This is a genomic window from Nocardioides sp. L-11A (genome assembly GCA_029961745.1).
GTDB lineage: Bacteria > Actinomycetota > Actinomycetes > Propionibacteriales > Nocardioidaceae > Nocardioides.
Genome location: CP124680.1, coordinates 2,702,071 through 2,717,215, shown reverse-complemented (window position 1 = coordinate 2,717,215; position 15,145 = coordinate 2,702,071). Strand labels below are relative to the sequence as shown.

General features: G+C 71.5%; 17 protein-coding genes and 4 tRNA genes. 7 read left to right on the top strand and 14 right to left on the bottom strand.

Annotated elements, in window-relative coordinates; translation table 11 throughout:
- Positions 1-34 precede the first annotated feature (34 nt).
- Positions 35-1,039, bottom strand: a complete 1,005-nt coding sequence (locus QJ852_12885; protein WGX99309.1) for a hypothetical protein — start codon at positions 1,037-1,039, stop codon at positions 35-37.
- A gap of 3 nt (positions 1,040-1,042) precedes the next feature.
- Positions 1,043-3,028 (bottom strand): threonine--tRNA ligase, encoded by a 1,986-nt coding sequence (gene thrS, locus QJ852_12880; protein WGX99308.1) that lies wholly within the window; start codon positions 3,026-3,028, stop codon positions 1,043-1,045.
- A gap of 139 nt (positions 3,029-3,167) precedes the next feature.
- Here thrS and QJ852_12875 point away from each other — a divergent pair, with 139 nt between their 5' ends.
- The gene (locus QJ852_12875) at positions 3,168-3,719 is read left to right on the top strand and encodes a DNA starvation/stationary phase protection protein (protein ID WGX99307.1); all 552 of its coding nucleotides are present in this window, start codon (positions 3,168-3,170) and stop codon (positions 3,717-3,719) included.
- A 6-nt stretch (positions 3,720-3,725) separates the two neighbouring features.
- On the opposite strand, the gene QJ852_12870 is transcribed toward QJ852_12875, so the two are convergent.
- Positions 3,726-4,001 (bottom strand): excalibur calcium-binding domain-containing protein, encoded by a 276-nt coding sequence (locus QJ852_12870; protein WGX99306.1) that lies wholly within the window; start codon positions 3,999-4,001, stop codon positions 3,726-3,728.
- A gap of 98 nt (positions 4,002-4,099) precedes the next feature.
- On the opposite strand from QJ852_12870, the gene QJ852_12865 reads away from it, so the two are divergent.
- Positions 4,100-4,726: a class I SAM-dependent methyltransferase gene (locus tag QJ852_12865; GenBank protein WGX99305.1), complete on the top strand. Its 627-nt coding sequence runs from the start codon at positions 4,100-4,102 to the stop codon at positions 4,724-4,726.
- Positions 4,727-4,789: 63 nt separating this feature from the next.
- Here the strand turns inward: QJ852_12865 and QJ852_12860 are convergent.
- Together QJ852_12860 and QJ852_12855 are read right to left on the bottom strand one after the other, a co-directional pair.
- Positions 4,790-4,861, bottom strand: a tRNA-Val gene (locus QJ852_12860).
- 71 nt (positions 4,862-4,932) lie between these two features.
- Entirely contained in the window at positions 4,933-6,768 is a 1,836-nt protein-coding gene (locus QJ852_12855) for an NAD(P)/FAD-dependent oxidoreductase (GenBank protein WGX99304.1), read from the bottom strand.
- Positions 6,769-6,861: 93 nt separating this feature from the next.
- Between QJ852_12855 and QJ852_12850 the strand changes: the two genes are divergently transcribed.
- On the top strand, positions 6,862-8,040 hold the full coding sequence (locus QJ852_12850) for a GAF domain-containing protein (GenBank protein WGX99303.1): 1,179 nt from the start codon (positions 6,862-6,864) through the stop codon (positions 8,038-8,040).
- Positions 8,041-8,052: 12 nt separating this feature from the next.
- The gene (locus QJ852_12845; protein WGX99302.1) at positions 8,053-8,538 is read left to right on the top strand and encodes a DUF1772 domain-containing protein; all 486 of its coding nucleotides are present in this window, start codon (positions 8,053-8,055) and stop codon (positions 8,536-8,538) included.
- 3 nt (positions 8,539-8,541) lie between these two features.
- On the opposite strand, the gene QJ852_12840 is transcribed toward QJ852_12845, so the two are convergent.
- Positions 8,542-9,369 carry an aminotransferase class IV gene (locus QJ852_12840; protein ID WGX99301.1) on the bottom strand — a complete coding sequence of 276 codons (828 nt, stop codon included), beginning with the start codon at positions 9,367-9,369 and terminating at the stop codon, positions 8,542-8,544.
- A gap of 124 nt (positions 9,370-9,493) precedes the next feature.
- Between QJ852_12840 and QJ852_12835 the strand changes: the two genes are divergently transcribed.
- The 3 genes from QJ852_12835 to QJ852_12825 all read left to right on the top strand — a co-directional run bounded on the left by QJ852_12835 (position 9,494) and on the right by QJ852_12825 (position 9,776).
- Positions 9,494-9,566: transfer RNA gene (locus tag QJ852_12835), tRNA-Gly, on the top strand.
- A gap of 50 nt (positions 9,567-9,616) precedes the next feature.
- A tRNA-Cys gene (locus QJ852_12830) sits at positions 9,617-9,690 on the top strand.
- A 14-nt stretch (positions 9,691-9,704) separates the two neighbouring features.
- Positions 9,705-9,776, top strand: a tRNA-Val gene (locus tag QJ852_12825).
- Here QJ852_12825 and QJ852_12820 read toward each other — a convergent pair.
- From QJ852_12820 to QJ852_12785, 8 genes are all read right to left on the bottom strand, one after another.
- Complete coding sequence (locus QJ852_12820; GenBank protein WGX99300.1) at positions 9,750-10,007, bottom strand: hypothetical protein; 258 nt, start codon at positions 10,005-10,007, stop codon at positions 9,750-9,752. The two genes, QJ852_12825 and QJ852_12820, sit on opposite strands and share 27 nt — an antisense overlap.
- 387 nt (positions 10,008-10,394) lie before the next feature.
- Positions 10,395-10,823, bottom strand: coding sequence for a YccF domain-containing protein (locus QJ852_12815; protein WGX99299.1), 429 nt, complete (start codon positions 10,821-10,823; stop codon positions 10,395-10,397).
- Between the two features lie 19 nt (positions 10,824-10,842).
- Positions 10,843-11,247: a YjbQ family protein gene (locus tag QJ852_12810; protein WGX99298.1), complete on the bottom strand. Its 405-nt coding sequence runs from the start codon at positions 11,245-11,247 to the stop codon at positions 10,843-10,845.
- A gap of 543 nt (positions 11,248-11,790) precedes the next feature.
- Positions 11,791-12,000, bottom strand: a complete 210-nt coding sequence (locus QJ852_12805) for a hypothetical protein (protein WGX99297.1) — start codon at positions 11,998-12,000, stop codon at positions 11,791-11,793.
- A 58-nt stretch (positions 12,001-12,058) separates the two neighbouring features.
- Positions 12,059-12,505 (bottom strand): hypothetical protein, encoded by a 447-nt coding sequence (locus tag QJ852_12800; GenBank protein WGX99296.1) that lies wholly within the window; start codon positions 12,503-12,505, stop codon positions 12,059-12,061.
- A gap of 69 nt (positions 12,506-12,574) precedes the next feature.
- Positions 12,575-12,757: a hypothetical protein gene (locus QJ852_12795; protein ID WGX99295.1), complete on the bottom strand. Its 183-nt coding sequence runs from the start codon at positions 12,755-12,757 to the stop codon at positions 12,575-12,577.
- A 135-nt stretch (positions 12,758-12,892) separates the two neighbouring features.
- Positions 12,893-14,002, bottom strand: a complete 1,110-nt coding sequence (locus tag QJ852_12790; GenBank protein ID WGX99457.1) for a potassium channel family protein — start codon at positions 14,000-14,002, stop codon at positions 12,893-12,895.
- A gap of 19 nt (positions 14,003-14,021) precedes the next feature.
- A complete protein-coding gene (locus QJ852_12785; protein ID WGX99294.1) occupies positions 14,022-14,972 on the bottom strand; it encodes a YihY/virulence factor BrkB family protein in 951 nt (316 codons plus the stop codon).
- Positions 14,973-15,145 lie beyond the last annotated feature (173 nt).

The window sequence follows — 15,145 nt, the reverse complement described above, 5'->3', positions numbered from 1 at the left end:
ACCCTCTCATGTCCCGTCACGGGCGCACGCGTGGTCACGTGAACCGGTGGAACCAGCGGCCGAGGTCGGCGGCGATCCCCGGACACGTGAGGTTCTGGTCGCGCTGCTGCTCGACCCACTGTCCCATCACCGCGGTGCCGCCCTGGATCGACCAGTCGGGGCCGCACCGGCTGAGCGCCTCCGCCCGGGAGGTCTGGCCCGCGGCCCGCCACTCCGGCACCCCGCCGAGACGGAGGTCGCCGACCACGCGGCGGTAGAGCGCGGGCGTGGAGTAGACCCCGATCGCGAAGCCCGCGTCGGTGTAGCCGCGGACGACGCCCTCGATCACGGCCGCGTTGGCCTGCAGGTCGCCGCTCCAGTCGAACTTCGGCACCGGCTCGATGTCGATCCACACGATCGGGCTGAGCAGGCCGACCTGGCCCATGGTGCCGATGTTGTAGCGGGCCTGCTGGTAGCCGACATTGCGCAGCCGGCCGAGCCGGTCGGTCGCGTCGAAGGGGCCGTCGGCGCCGTACTCCTCGAGCGTCGCACGGCTGGGATAGCTCGACACGGCGTAGACGGCGACCAGGACGTCGTTGTCCTTGGCCCACGCGACCTGGTCGGCCAGGCACGGGTTCGGGGTGAAGCCGGGGCCGTTGGTCAGTCCGAGGACGACGTACTCCGCCTCGGGCAGCGGCATCGGCATCCCGAGGCCCTGCTTCTCGGGGATGCCTGTGCCGGGCGGGCACTGCGGCCAGCTCACGTCGCCGCCGAGGACCTCGCCGTCGCGCGGGGCGATGTCGCTCGTCGGCCTGCCGCCCTGGCGGGCCGCCTCCTCGGCGAGCTTGGCCAGATCGCCGGCGTCGGCGCCCGGGTCACCCGCGTCGCCCGCGGGCGTCCCCTCGTCGGGGGACTCGGTCGCCGGCGGCGCGCTGGACGGCGGCCGCGGCGGCGCACCGGACGGCGAGGAGCCCCCGCACGCCGTGAGCACAGCGCTCAGCGCCAGGACGGCGCACCCGAGGCCGGCGCGGCGTACGGCGTCCCCCATGACGCCGGTCATCGCTCAGACCTGCTCGCGCGCGTCGACCGCGGCGACCACCCGAGCGACCGCCTCGGCGATCGGGACGCCGTTGTCCTGCCGGCCGTCGCGGTAGCGGAAGCTGACCGCGCCGGCCTCGACGTCCTGGTCACCGGCGATGACCATGAACGGCACCTTCTGCAGCTGGGCGTTGCGGATCTTCTTCTGCATCCGGTCGTCGGACTCGTCGATCTCGACGCGGATCCCGTGCTTCTTCAGCTCGGCGGCCACCTCGTGGAGGTAGTCGACGTGCCGCTCGGCGATCGGGATGCCCTGGACCTGGACGGGGGCCAGCCACGGAGGGAAGGCACCGGCGTAGTGCTCGACGAGCACGCCCATGAAGCGCTCGATCGAGCCGAACTTCGCCGAGTGGATCATCACCGGCTGCTGCCGGGACCCGTCTGCTGCGACGTACTCCAGGTCGAAGCGGTCGGCCGAGGGCTGGTTGAAGTCGTACTGCACCGTGCCCATCTGCCAGGTGCGGCCGATGGCGTCCTTGGCCTGGACCGAGATCTTCGGGCCGTAGTACGCCGCGCCGCCCGGGTCGGGGACGAGCTCGAGCCCGGTCGCGCGGGCGACGTCCTCGAGCACCTGGGTCGCCTTCGCCCAGTCGTCGTCGGAGCCGATGAACTTGTCCTTGGACTCGTCGCGGGTCGACAGCTCCAGGTAGAAGTCCTCGATGCCGAAGTCGCGCAGCAGGCTGAGCATGAAATTGAGCAGATGCTCGACCTCCGCCGGGGCCTGCTCCGGCGTGACGTAGGAGTGCGAGTCGTCCTGCGCGAACCCGCGCACGCGGGTCAGGCCGTGGATCACGCCGGACTTCTCGTGCCGGTAGACGTGGCCGAACTCGAACAGGCGCAGCGGCAGCTCGCGGTAGGAACGCTGCCGGGAGCGGTAGATCAGGTTGTGCATCGGGCAGTTCATCGCCTTGAGGCGGTACTCCATGCCGTCGACATCGAGGGCGGGGTACATCCCCTCGCCGTAGTACGGCAGATGACCGGAGGTGTAGAACAGCCCCTCCTTGGCGATGTGGGGCGTGCCGACGTACTCGAAGCCCTCGGCGATGTGGCGCTCGCGGACGTAGTCCTCCATCGCCCGCTTGATCACGCCGCCCTTGGGATGGAACACCGGCAGCCCGGAGCCGATCTCGTCGGGGAAGCTGAACAGGTCGAGCTCACGACCGAGCTTGCGGTGGTCGCGGCGCTCGGCCTCCTCGAGCCGGTGCAGGTGGGCGTCGAGCTCGTCCTTGCTCGGCCAGGCGGTGCCGTAGATGCGCTGGAGCTGCTTGTTCTTCTCGTCGCCGCGCCAGTACGCCGCCGCGCTGCGCATCAGCTTGAACGCCGGGATCCGCTTGGTGGTCGGCAGGTGCGGGCCGCGGCAGAGGTCCTTCCAGGCGACCTCGCCCTTGCGGTTGATGTTGTCGTAGATGGTCAGCTCGCCGGCGCCGACCTCGGCGCTCGCGCCCTCGGCCGCATCGGCGGCGCTGCCCTTGAGGCCGATCAGCTCGACCTTGTAGGGCTCGTCGGCCAGCTCGACCAGCGCGTCATCGTCGGTGGTCACCCGACGCTCGAAGCGCTGGTTCTCCTTGACGATCTTGCGCATCGCGGTCTCGAGCTTGACGAGGTCCTCGGGCACGAAGGGGGTCGCGACGTCGAAGTCGTAGTAGAAGCCGTCCTGGATCGGCGGGCCGATGCCGAGCTTCGCGTCCGGGAACACCTGCTGAACAGCCTGGGCCAGCACGTGGGCGGTGGAGTGCCGCAGGATGTCGAGGCCGTCGGGGCTGCCGATCAGCACGCCCTCCACCTCGTCGCCGTCGGCCAGCTCGTAGGAGAGGTCCTTGAGCTGTCCGGCCACGCGGGCCGCGATCACGTCCGCCTCGTCGCGGAAGAGCTCCCACGCCTTCGTGCCCGTGGTGACCGTCTGCTCCTGGCGCGCGTCAGGACTGAGTACGGCGACCTTGATGTCGGGCACGGAAGGACTCCCTCGAGTGGTTCACGGGTGGCGGCGCGACCGGTCGGCGCGCCGGTCCCGATCGTACCGAGCCGACCGCATCGGCCGCGCGGGAGTTGCCGACCCGTCTGATCGGGCGGCAACGGCGTACTGAACGTGCATGGCCCACAATCCGACCCTGCACTTCACCACGCCCGGCCTCGACGAGAAGGCCGCCGCCCGCGTCGTCGAACTGCTCCAGAGCCGCCTCGACGCCTGCACCGACCTCCACCTCACGCTCAAGCACGTGCACTGGAACGTCGTCGGTCCGCACTTCATCGCCGTCCACGAGATGCTCGACCCCCAGGTCGACACGGTCCGCGGCTTCGCCGACGACCTCGCCGAGCGGATCGCCACCCTCGGTGGCTCACCCCAGGGCACACCCGGCGCACTCGTCGCCCGCCGCCCCTGGGACGACTACGAGATCGGCCGTGCCACGACCCAGCAGCACCTGGCCGCCCTCGACGTCGTCTACCAGGGGGTGATCTCCACCTACCGCGACGGCATCAAGGAGCTGGACGACCTCGACCTGGTCACCCAGGACATGTTCATCGGGCAGACCGAGCAGCTGGAGCTGTTCCACTGGTTCATCCGCGCGCACCTGGAGGACACCGGTGGCCGGCTCAGCACCGCGGGAGACGCGACTGAGAAGGACGCGGCCGCCGACGCCTGAGCCGGCTCAGAGCTTCTCGCAGGCGATGCCGTCCTTGTCGCGGTCGCTCTTCGCGTTGGCCTTGTAGAGCTTGGCGTTGCGCGTGAAGTTGGTGACCTTGGTTCCCGACGTCTTGTCGACCGCGCCGGGCTTGCCCACGCCGTGTGGGTGCACCTTGTTGAGCGCGGTGCAGTTCCGGTAGGTCTTCGGTGCCGCGGCGTCCGCCGGCGAGGCGAGGGCGAGCGAGGCGGGGGCCACCAGGGCGACGGCGGCGAGGACGGCGGCGATACGACGGCTCTTCACGGCGCCGCAGCCTAGGCCGCCCGGTCTGTCCTGTCCCGGGAATGCGGCAGATCGCGGCGCTCCACCGTGCCGACGTCGGTCCGCCGTACTCTCGTCGCATGCGGTTCTGGGACGACCGGGTCGTGCCGGTCCTGGTCGACAAGACCCTCTCCACGGGCCCCGTGCACAGGGAGCGCCGGGCGGTGTGCGCCGGGCTCTCGGGTCGGGTGCTCGAGATCGGCTTCGGCTCCGGCCTCAACCTCACGCACTATCCGACGGCCGTGAGCGAGGTCGCCGCCGTGGAGCCGTCGGACCGCGGGTGGGAGCTGTCGGGTCGGCGCCGGGCCGCCAGCTCCGTCCCGGTCACCCGGATCGGGCTCGACGGCGAGGACGTCGCGGCCGCCGACCACGGCTTCGACCACGCCCTGGTCACCTTCTCCCTGTGCACGATCCCCGATCCCGCGCGCGCCCTGCGGGAGGTACGTCGGCTGGTGCGGCCGGGCGGCACCCTCGCGTTCCTCGAGCACGGCCTCTCCCCCGACGCCCGGGTCGCCCGCTGGCAGCACCGGCTCGATCCGGTCGAGAGGCGGGTCGCCGGCGGCTGCCACCTGACCCGTGACGTCCCGGCCCTGGTCCGGCACGCCGGATTCGGTGTTGACGACCTGGCCGCGGCGTACCTGCCCGGACCGGCGATCATGCGGCCGTGGGGCTACCTCTACCGGGGCATCGCGACGACCCCAGGATGATCGTCCTGGGAATCAGAACAGCCCCCGGGCCGCTTGCGCGAGCCGGAGGCTGTGGTTCCCGGGTGGGCGATACTGGGTTCGAACCAGTGACCTCTTCGGTGTGAACGAAGCGCGCTACCACTGCGCCAATCGCCCGGGACGGAACCGCGAGGAACCGCGGTCGGAGACTCTAACGCATCCCCCGACCGCGGTTCACATCGGGACCCTCAGCCGAGGTGGTGGACCTCCTGCAGCCGGTGCACCGGGGTGTCGATACCGACGTGGCGGGCCTTCAGCTGGAGCGCGAGGTAGAGCGAGTAGTGCCGCGACTGGTGCAGGTTGCCGCCGTGGAACCAGAGGTTCTGCTGCTGGGTCGGCTTCCACATGTTGCGCTGCTCGCCCTCCCACGGGCCGGGGTCCTTGGTCGTGTCGGAGCCGAGGCCCCACACCTTGCCCACGCGATCCGCGACCTCCTGGCTGATCAGGTCCGCGGCCCAGCCGTTCATCGAGCCGTAGCCGGTGGCGTAGACGACCAGGTCCGCCGGCAGCTCCGTGCCGTCGGCCAGGACGACGGCCGTCTCGGTCAGGTGGTCGACCTGCCCGCGGGCCAGCTTGACGTCGCCACTCGCGACCAGCTCCGCGGCGCCGACGTCGATGTAGTAGCCCGAGCCGCGGCGCAGGTACTTCATGAACAGCCCCGAGCCGTCGTCGCCCCAGTCGAGGTCGAATCCGGCCGCCGTCATCCGGTCGTAGAAGTCCCGGTCCCGCTCGCGCATCCGGTCGTAGAGCGGGATCTGGAACTCGTGCATGATCTTGTACGGCAACGAGGCGAAGATCAGGTCGGCCTTCTCCGTGGTGACGCCGGCCTCGACCGCACGCTCGGAGTAGAGGTCTCCGAGGCCGATATCCATCAGGGTGTCGCTCTTCACGATGTGCGTCGAGGAGCGCTGCACCATGGTCACGTCGGCGCCGGTCTCCCACAGCGCGCCGCAGATGTCGAAGGCGGAGTTGTTGCTGCCGACGACGACGACCCGCTTGCCGGCGTACGCGTCGGGGCCGGGGTGCTGCGAGGAGTGGTGCTGCTCGCCCCGGAACACCTCCGCGCCCGGCACGACGGGGATGTTGGGCTTGCCGGACATGCCGGTCGCCATCACCAGCTGGGTGGGCTTGAGCACCAAGGGCCTGCCCTCGCGCTCGACGTGGACCGTCCACTCCCCCGCCGCCTCGTCGTAGGCGGCCGAGGTGGCGACCGTGTTCGACCAGTACGGCACCTCCATCACCCGGGTGTAGAACTCCAGCCAGTCGCCGACCTTGTCCTTGGGCGCGAAGACCGGCCAGTTGTCGGGGAACTTGAGGTAAGGCAGGTGGTCATACCAGACCGGGTCGTGCAGGCACAGGGACTTGTACCGGTTGCGCCACTGGTCACCGGGGCGCGGATGCTTGTCGACCACGAGCGCCGGTACGCCGAGCTGGCGCAGCCGCGCACCGAGGGCGATACCGCCCTGTCCGCCGCCGATGACGAGCACGTACGGCTGCGTGTCCACGCCCAGCGCGGCGTCCTCCGCCTCGCGCTTCTCCAGCCAGGTCACGCGCTCCCGGGTGGCCCCGTGCTCGGCACCCATCGGACGCCGGGCACCGCGCGGCTCCTCGTGTCCCTTCAGCTCGTAGAGCGTCGTGAGGAAGGTCCACGCCTTGGGCCCGTCCTCGTCGACGACCCGGAGGAGCCCGCGTCCGCGGCCCACGGCGGTCTCGAACTCGAACCAGGCGGTGGTGACGCCGTCGGCGGTGTCGGCCGGCTCGGTCAGCCGGAAGCCGCGCGGGTCGACCCGGTCGAGCGTGCTCGCGAGCAGGTCGGCGACTCCGGCGGGGTCCTCGACGGTGGTGAGGTTCCAGGAGAAGGCGATCAGGTCGCGCCAGAAGCTGGTCGCGGCGAACAGGCCGGCGGCGCGGTCGACGTCGCGGGCGGTGAGAGCGTCCTCGAAGGCCGCGAACCAGGCCGTGGCCGGGTCCTCGATGGATGGAGTGTCGGCCGTCGTGACGGGCCGGTCGTCGAGCTGGGTCATGCCGAGAAGCAGACCGCCGGCGGCGGCGTGCCCGGAACCGTTGCACGTTGTTGCATGTGGCCTCGATCACATGCCAGTGCCTACGGTGGTGCCATGGCCACGCACGACCTCGCGATGCGGGCCCGCGACCTGGTCCGGATCCACGACGCGGTGCTCTCCGGCGCCGCACCGCCGGAGCGCCCGCGGGCCGTCGTCGCACGTTCGTGGAGCCGCGTGATCAGCCTCGGGATCGACCCCGACGGCCGCAACGGCCGCGACCCCCTGACGCCGGCCGACGTCGAGGAGCGGCGGCGTACGTCGCGCCTGGCACTGGTCATCGACGAGATCCGCGAGCTGCTGCTCTCGGCCGCCGACGCTTCGCACTACCTCGTGGTCGTGACCGACGCCGACGGGATCGTGCTCTGGCGCAGCGGCTCGCCCCGGGTGAAGCGCCAGGCCGACGGCCTGGGCTTCGCCGAGGGCGCACTGTGGACCGAGGGCGCGGTCGGCACCAACGCCATCGGCACCGCCCTCGCGGAGGCGGCGCCCGTGCAGCTGTTCTCGGCCGAGCACTTCGAGAACGCGCAGGTGCCCTGGTACTGCACGGCCTCCCCGATCCACGACCCCATCGACGGCTCACTGCTCGGGATCGTCGACGTCAGCGGACCCGCGCTCACCCTGCACCCGGCCATCGAGGCGCTGGTCACCGCGTCGGTCCGACTCGCGGAGGCACGCCTGTGGCGCCACCACGAGGAGCGACTCGAGCAGCTGCGACGTACGGCGGAGCCACTGCTGTCCGGCGCCGACGGACCGCTTCTCGTGGTCGACGACCACGGGTGGGTCGCCGCACACCAGGGCGTCGCCGTGCGCGACCGGGTGGCGGCTCCGCAGGCCGACCGGGCGCTCGCCGTCCCCGGTCTCGGGTTGTGCCTGCCCGAGCGCCTGCGCGGCGGCTGGCTGATCCGGCCGCCGTCGTCGGCCCAGGTGCTCACGGCCGTGCTGGACCTCACGACGTCGCCCGCAACGCTCGAGGTCCGCGGCGGCGACGCGCCCTGGCGGGTCGCGCTCACGCCGCGGCACGCCGAGCTGCTGACGGCCATCGCGGCGGCCGGGCCGGGCGGCGTGTCCGCCGGCCGGCTCAGCACCGCGTTGTACGGCGACGGCGGGCGGCAGGTGACCGTGCGCGCCGAGATCTCCCGGCTGCGCCGCGTGCTCGGCGCCCTGCTCGCCACCAACCCCTACCGGCTCGGCGACGGCGTGGCGCTGACCGTCATCGACCCTCGGGCGCGATGACACGATGACCCGGTGACCCGCGACGTCCTGCTCGTCCTCGCCACGGCGAGCACCGGCCTGTCCGCCGGCGTGTTCCTGCTCTACGCGCACACCGTCATGCCGGGGCTGCGGCGTACCGACGACCGGACCTTCGTCGGCGCCTTCCAGGCGATGGACCGGGCGATCATCAACCCGGTCTTCCTGCTCGGGAGCTTCTTCGGCGCCCCGCTGCTGCTCGCCGCCGGCGCGGCGCTGAGCCTCTCCGGGCCGGAGCAGGACGCGCTCCCGTGGCTGCTCGCGGCCCTCGTCCTGCACCTCGTCGTCGTGGCGATCACCGTCGCCGTGCACCTGCCGCTCAACGACCGGCTCAAGGCCGCGGGCGATCCGGCGGCGATCGACGTCGTCGCCGCGCGGGCGGAGTTCGCGGAGGCGCGGTGGGTACGCGCCAACAACGTCCGCGTGGTGCTGGACGTGGCGGCGTTCGTCGCGACCTGCGTGGCCCTGCTGGCCGGTCGGTGAGCCTCAGCGGTCCAGGCCGAGCAGCTCCGCCTCGCGCTCGCGCCAGGCCGCCGCGGCCTGCTGCGTGACCGGACCGGGCGCGGGCAGTTCCCGGTCGTCCCAGCGGTGCACGCCCTGCACGTCGCGGGTCGTGGACACCAGGAAGACCTCGTCGGCAGCGGCGGCCACGGCCGTCGGCTCATCGACCTCCTTCGCGCCGAACCACTCGAGCACCAGCGCCCGGGTCACTCCGGCCAGGCAGCCGCTCGCCAACGTGGGCGTCCGCACCTCGCCGTCCACCACGTAGAAGACGTTGGTCCCGGTCCCCTCGCACAGGTTGCCCGCCAGGTTGCCGAAGACGGCCTCGCTCGCCCCCTTCTCGCGCGCCGCCGCCAGCGCGACCACGTTCTCGGCGTACGACGTCGTCTTCAGCCCGGCCAGCGCCCCCCGTTCGTTGCGCGGCCACGGCACCGTGATCACCGCCGTCGTCTCCGGAGCCGGCGGCATCGGCGCGGCCACCACGATCACCGTCAGCGGGTCCTCTCCGCGCCCACTGCCCAGCGGCGCGTTGCCGCCCGTGACCGTGATCCGCAACCGGCCGAGCGGCAGCGGGTCGCCGTCGAGGACGGCAGCGACCCCCCGTCGTACGTCGTCGAGGTCGAGGCCGGCCAAGCCCAGACCGCCCGCCGAGCGGGCCAGCCGGTCGAGGTGGCGTCGTAGCGCGAAGGGCTGCCCGTCGACCACCTTGACCGCCTCGAACACCGCGTCCCCCACGGTCAGTCCGTGGTCGGTCACCGGCACCGCCGGAGCCGTCGGGTCGGACAGGACCTGGCCGTTGATCCACACACGCATGGGGCCAGCCTAGGAGGCCCCGACATGCCGAAAGTGGACCCCCGTTTTGGCGCCGTTCTCGGGATCGGCTAATGTTCTCAACCGCACCACCGAGCGGGTCGGAAGGCCAGCAAAAGGGTGCAAAGCGGACGTAGCTCAGTTGGTAGAGCGCAACCTTGCCAAGGTTGAGGTCGCGAGTTCGAGCCTCGTCGTCCGCTCGGAGTGGTCAGACCCACTGCCTGACCAGGCCAGTGTGTAGGGCCATCGCGGTGGGTTGGCCGAGAGGCGAGGCAACGGACTGCAAATCCGTGTACACGGGTTCAAATCCCGTACCCACCTCCACCACAACTCCACAAGGGCGATTGGCGCAGCGGTAGCGCGCTTCCTTGACACGGAAGAGGTCACTGGTTCAAACCCAGTATCGCCCACAGAGAGAGCGAACAGCCCCTGACCTGCGGACGCAGATCGGGGGCTGTCTCGATTTCCGGGACCCGCCATCGACCGGTCACCATCCTTGGCTCCCGGGCCGGGCCGACCGCGCTCGGCGTGGGTGTCTGGTTCAGGAGCAACGCAGGCGCGACCAGCTCCGGGGACTCGGTGAGCTTCAGCTCGGACGGGTCCGGGACCGGGGCGACGGCGGCGACGGTCACATCGGCCACGATGCCGATCCGCCGGACATGACGCTCGTGTCGCCTGGTCCGTCCGCGGGTGCGCCCGGACCCGACCGGGAAAGGCGAAAGGGAACGTTCCGGCGGGACCTCACGGCCCGCCGTCGAGAAGGGGCGACCCGGAGTGGGGTCCAGGTCGCCCCGCGTCGGTGACTGCTCCCCAGGTCAGTTCCCGACCCAAGCGGATCGGCCGCTGCTCCCCAGCACCTCGGGGGAGGTCCCGGCCGGACAAGACCCGCTTGCGGCTCGCCACGCCGATGTTGCCCCGAGGGAGGACTTCGGCGCGGTGGTGAGCCGGCGCCAGTCTCTCCCGCGTCACGGCCGGAACTCCCGGAGCGCCGGCGATCTCCCCCGCCACCTCACCCCACACCGGACACCCTAGAGGCGCGGGCCCGCCTGCCCGGAGCGGTAGGCGGCGAGTGCGGCGTCGACCTGGTCGGTGGGCACGATCTCGCGCCCGAGCGGGAGCAGGCTGACCGGGATCATCTTGAAGTTGGCCACCCCGAGAGGGATCCCGATCACCGTGATGCAGAGCAGCGCGCCGGTGACGGCATGGCCGATCGCCAGCCAGATCCCCGACAGCACCAACCACAGGATGTTCCCGATGCCACTGGGGATGCCGGCGCTCTCCCGCCGTACGACGGTCCTCCCGAACGGCCACAGCGCGTAGAACCCGATCCGGAACGACGCGAGGCCGAACGGGATGCCGATGATCGTGATGCACCACAGCGCGCCCGCGAGCAGATAGCCCAGGAACAGCCAGAAGCCGGAGAGCACCAGCCAGATGACGTTCAGCAGCACCTTCATGGCGCGAGCGTAGGGCCCCTCAGCCCGCGAGGAAGCTGAACCGCACCTCACGCTCGGGGTTGTCGACGTTCAGGTCGACCAGGCAGATGCTCTGCCAGGTGCCGAGGGCCAGGCTGCCGGCGAGCACCGGCACCGTCGCGTACGGCGGCACCAGGGCCGGCAGGACGTGCGAGCGGCCGTGCCCGCGGGTGCCGTGCCGGTGCAGCCAGCGATCATCGGCAGGGAGCACGGTCCGCAGGAGCGCGAGCAGGTCGTCGTCGCTGCCGGCACCGGTCTCGAGGATCGCGATGCCACAGGTCGCGTGCGGAACGAAGACATGGAGCAGACCGTCGCCGCGTCCGGCCGCGAAAGCGACGCAGTCGCGAGTCAGGTCGAGGACGGCGTCGCTGTCGCCGGTGCGGTAGGTGCGGGTCTCGGTGTCCACGGGACCATCATCGCCGTGCGCGCCGAGCCGCCGTCGTCCACTCCGTCACGGGCGCGCTCTTCCCGCGACGGAGCGGACACCCGGAGTTGCCGGGTCCGACAGGCGCTCAGCGGTCTCCCGGAGAGCACCCTCCCGTGGTCAGGCAGAGTGGGGACGCCTCACCATGGCCGGCACACGACAGGGAACGGTCGTGCGCCGGGGAACGGGGGACGCAGGGAACAGCCCGTCGCAGCAGTCGTCGCACGGTGCCCATGCGCGAGAGTCCCTTCATCGTCGCAACCGGTCGATCCCGAGTCCTCGCCTGGTCCTGGCCCCACCATAGGTCCGACCCGAGACACCCGCAGCGGACTCGCGAAGGCTTTACCCGGTCTTTGCCGGGAGACCAAGAACGCCCTGTCCGGCATGCCGGACAGGGCGTCCCGCGCCCGGCGAGTGTGGGGTTCGCCGGGCACGCTGTGGTTGGGGAACCGGGACCGAGAGTAACGGCCGTCGCAGGGGCGCGTGGGGAAAACGGGAGATGACGCCCGACGATTTTTCCCGGTCTCAGCCGACGTCGGAATCAGACCCCTGGCCGGGCCCCACGGGACGCAGCGCCGTGGCTGCCAGCCACTCGGTCACGGCACGGCCCTCGCGGTCGACGTAGGAGACCAGGCCCTCCCAGCCACGCGCGGTGGAGCGCCAGTCCAGCAGGAGCCCGGGCAGCTCGACCGGCACGAAAGCCAGCCTCACCCACACGTGCCGAACCCCCGCCATGGCCGCATCCTATCGAACACCTGTTCGATAGGATGCGGCGGCGAGGGTACCCCTTCGGTCAGTCGCGATCGCCGTCGAGGCGGGGCTCGACGAGGGGGTCGGTCGGGTCGGCCTCGTCCTGCACCGCCCGGGGGTACGACGACAGGTCGCTCCCCCGCGCACGCCGGGCCAGCACCGCGCCGACGACCACGGCCACGCCCACGGCCCCCAGCACCAGCAGCGCCTTGCGACGCCGGCGCCGCGGCTGGGGCAGGTGGTCGGACACCGCGTCGGGCAGTCGGTCGACGACGGAGCCCGGGAGGGCTCCGGGAATGTCGGAGAGGCGTCGTGACAGGGTCTCGGCCGCGTGGCTGCCCTTCTCGACCGCGACGGCGCGTCCCTCGCGCACCAGGGGCGGCGTCCGTTCGGCGATCGTGTGGACGGCGGACTCGACATCGGGCACGACGGCGTCGACGAGGTCGCGCAGGTCGTCCCTCAGCTGTTCGGCCGTGCTCTTGCGGTGCATGGGTGCCTCCTCCTCGGATACGGACTACGCACGCGCAGTACCCGTTCCGTCGCCGGCAACCCGGGGAGCTCAGCCGGCGACCGCGCGGCCGAGGTCCGCGGAGCACTCGTTGCATCGCACCCGGCGCTCGTGCCGCTCGTGCCGCTCGGGCGGCTCCCCCAGCGATCGTCGGTACCAGCGTGTCTGCTCGGTCAGCCGGGAGCACCGGGGGCACCAGTCATGGCACACCCACGGTCCGAAGTCCTTCCCCATGGGACCACCCTGCCGGTTGCGCACGCCCCTGTCGCGGGACGCGGCCGGGATCACCCCGGCACGGGCACAGATCTGCCCGGTCGGCGGCGTACCGCCTAGTCCCGTCGGGCCACTGGTCCCGCCGACGGTCCCGGATCAGGCCTCGTCGGCCGCGAAGTCCTCGTTGTGGGTGCCGGGCCGCGGCGCCCAGGGCAGTTCCTTCGCCGGCCGTACGACGACCAACCGGTCGCCGCGCGCGAGCAGGGTCACCACCGGGTCGAAGTAGCGGTACACCCTCTCGTCGCGGACCACCGCGATCACCTGGTCGGGCAGCGACTGGGGCGGCATGCCGACCTCGTTGACGAGCAGCTCGCGCTCGGCGACCTCGAGCCCCTCGCCATAGGTCAGCAGATCCTCCATCACCGAGCCCAGGGTCGGCGAGAGGGTGGAGAGCCCGAGGAGCCGGCCGACGGCGTCGGAGGAGGTGATGACCGAGTCGGCACCGGACTGGCGCATCAGCGGCGCGTTCTCCTGCTCGCTCACCGCGGCGACGATCCACGCGTCCGGGTTGAGCTGGCGCACGGTGAGGGCGGCGAGCACGTTCGAGTCGTCGCGCCCGGTGGTGATGATCACCTGGTCGGCCTCGGCCACACCCGCCCGCTGCAGGACGCCGCGCCGGGTCGCGTCGCCGGTGACGACGGCCAGCTGGTCGGCATGCGCGTCGGCCAGCGCGACCGGACTGGGGTCGACGACCACCACGTGCTCCCGGTCCAGCCCGTTGTTGACGAGGGTCTCGACCGCGCTGCGACCCTTGGTCCCGTAGCCGATGACGACGACGTGGTGTCCCATGTTCTTCCTCCAGCGGGTGATCCGGAACATCTCGCGACCGCGCTGCGCGAGCACCTCGAGGGTGGTGCCGATCAACAGCACGAGGAACCCGATGCGGGCCGGGGTGATGATGAAGGCGTTGACCAGGCGGGCGCCGTCGCTGACCGGAGTCACGTCGCCGTATCCGGTCGTACTCAGCGTGACGGTCGTGTAGTAGATGGCGTCGATCAGGGTGATCTCGCCATTGGGGCTGGCCTCGGTGGGCACATCCCCGCCGTCGCGGTAGCCGTGCCGGTCGAGGTAGACGAGCAGCACCGTGCCGACCAGGATCCCCAGCGCGAGGAGCAGACGGCGGCCCAGCTGCCACCAGGGCGACCGGATCCGCTCGGGCAGCGCGATCTGCCCCGTGAGGGGGGTCTCCGCCGGTCCTCCGCTCAGCACGCCCACGGCCGGGAACCTACTCCACCGGGTCCGGGTTGCGGCGCAGCAGGCGGTCCAGCAGCTCGCGGCGCGCCCGCTGGGTCGCCTCCTGCGGGAACACCTCGTCGAAGGCGGCGTTGACCCCCGCGCCGATGAGGACGGCGAGTGCCGCGATGTAGAGCCAGATCAAGATGGCGATCGGCGCCGCGAGCGGGCCGTAGATCGAGTGGGAGTCCTCGGCGGTCACCGTGAGCACCCAGCGCAGCAGGTAGGACCCGAGGATCCAGCTGGCGAGCGAGAAGACCGCGCCGGGAAGGTTGAAGCTCCAGTTGGTCCGCACCGGCACCGACACGTGGTACAGCGTCGCCAGGAAGCACACGCACATCACGACGATCAGCGGCCAGTAGAAGCCCATCAGGAACTCCGCGCGGTTCGGCAGCCAGGAGCGGACCAGCTTCGGCCCCGCCACCACGAGCGGCAGCGTGATCGCCCCCGAGATCACCGCGAGGATGTACAGGACGAAGGACAGGGCGCGGGTCCGCACGATCCCGCGGTGCCCGCCCAGCCCGTGCATGATCGTGATGGTGTCGACGAACACGTTGAGCGCCCGCGAGCCGGACCACAGCGCGAGCACGAAGCCCAGCGAGATCACGTCGAACCGGCCGCCCCTGAGGACGTCGTCCATGGTCGGCTTGATGACCTTGTTGACCGCCGTGTCGGTGAGGAAGCGCGAGAACAGGTCGACCACGGCCCGCCGTACCTCCTCCACCTGGGCGGCGGTGAAGTGCTCGGTGACGTAGCCGACGCCGCCGGCCAGGGCGAAGATCAGCGGCGGCACGGACACGACCGCGAAGAACGCGGCCTCGGCTGCCAGCCCGGTCACGCGGTATCTCAGGCACGAGCTCACGGTCGTCACGACCAGGCGCCACACCAGCCGGCCGAGCCGGCGGAGCCACGGCAGGCGCCGCGTGCCCGAGTCCTCCGCCATGGCCCTCACGCTATCCGCCCCGAGCCCCTGCCCGGGGGACCCGGGCGACGCCTCGAACCCGGCGTCGCCGTCCACCGACGTCCCGCTGTCTCGAGCAGCTCGCGGACCACGGCGCAACGACCGAATTCGCGCCCCGGAGCGCCGCGAGAGGACAGGATCGGTTGTTGCGTGGC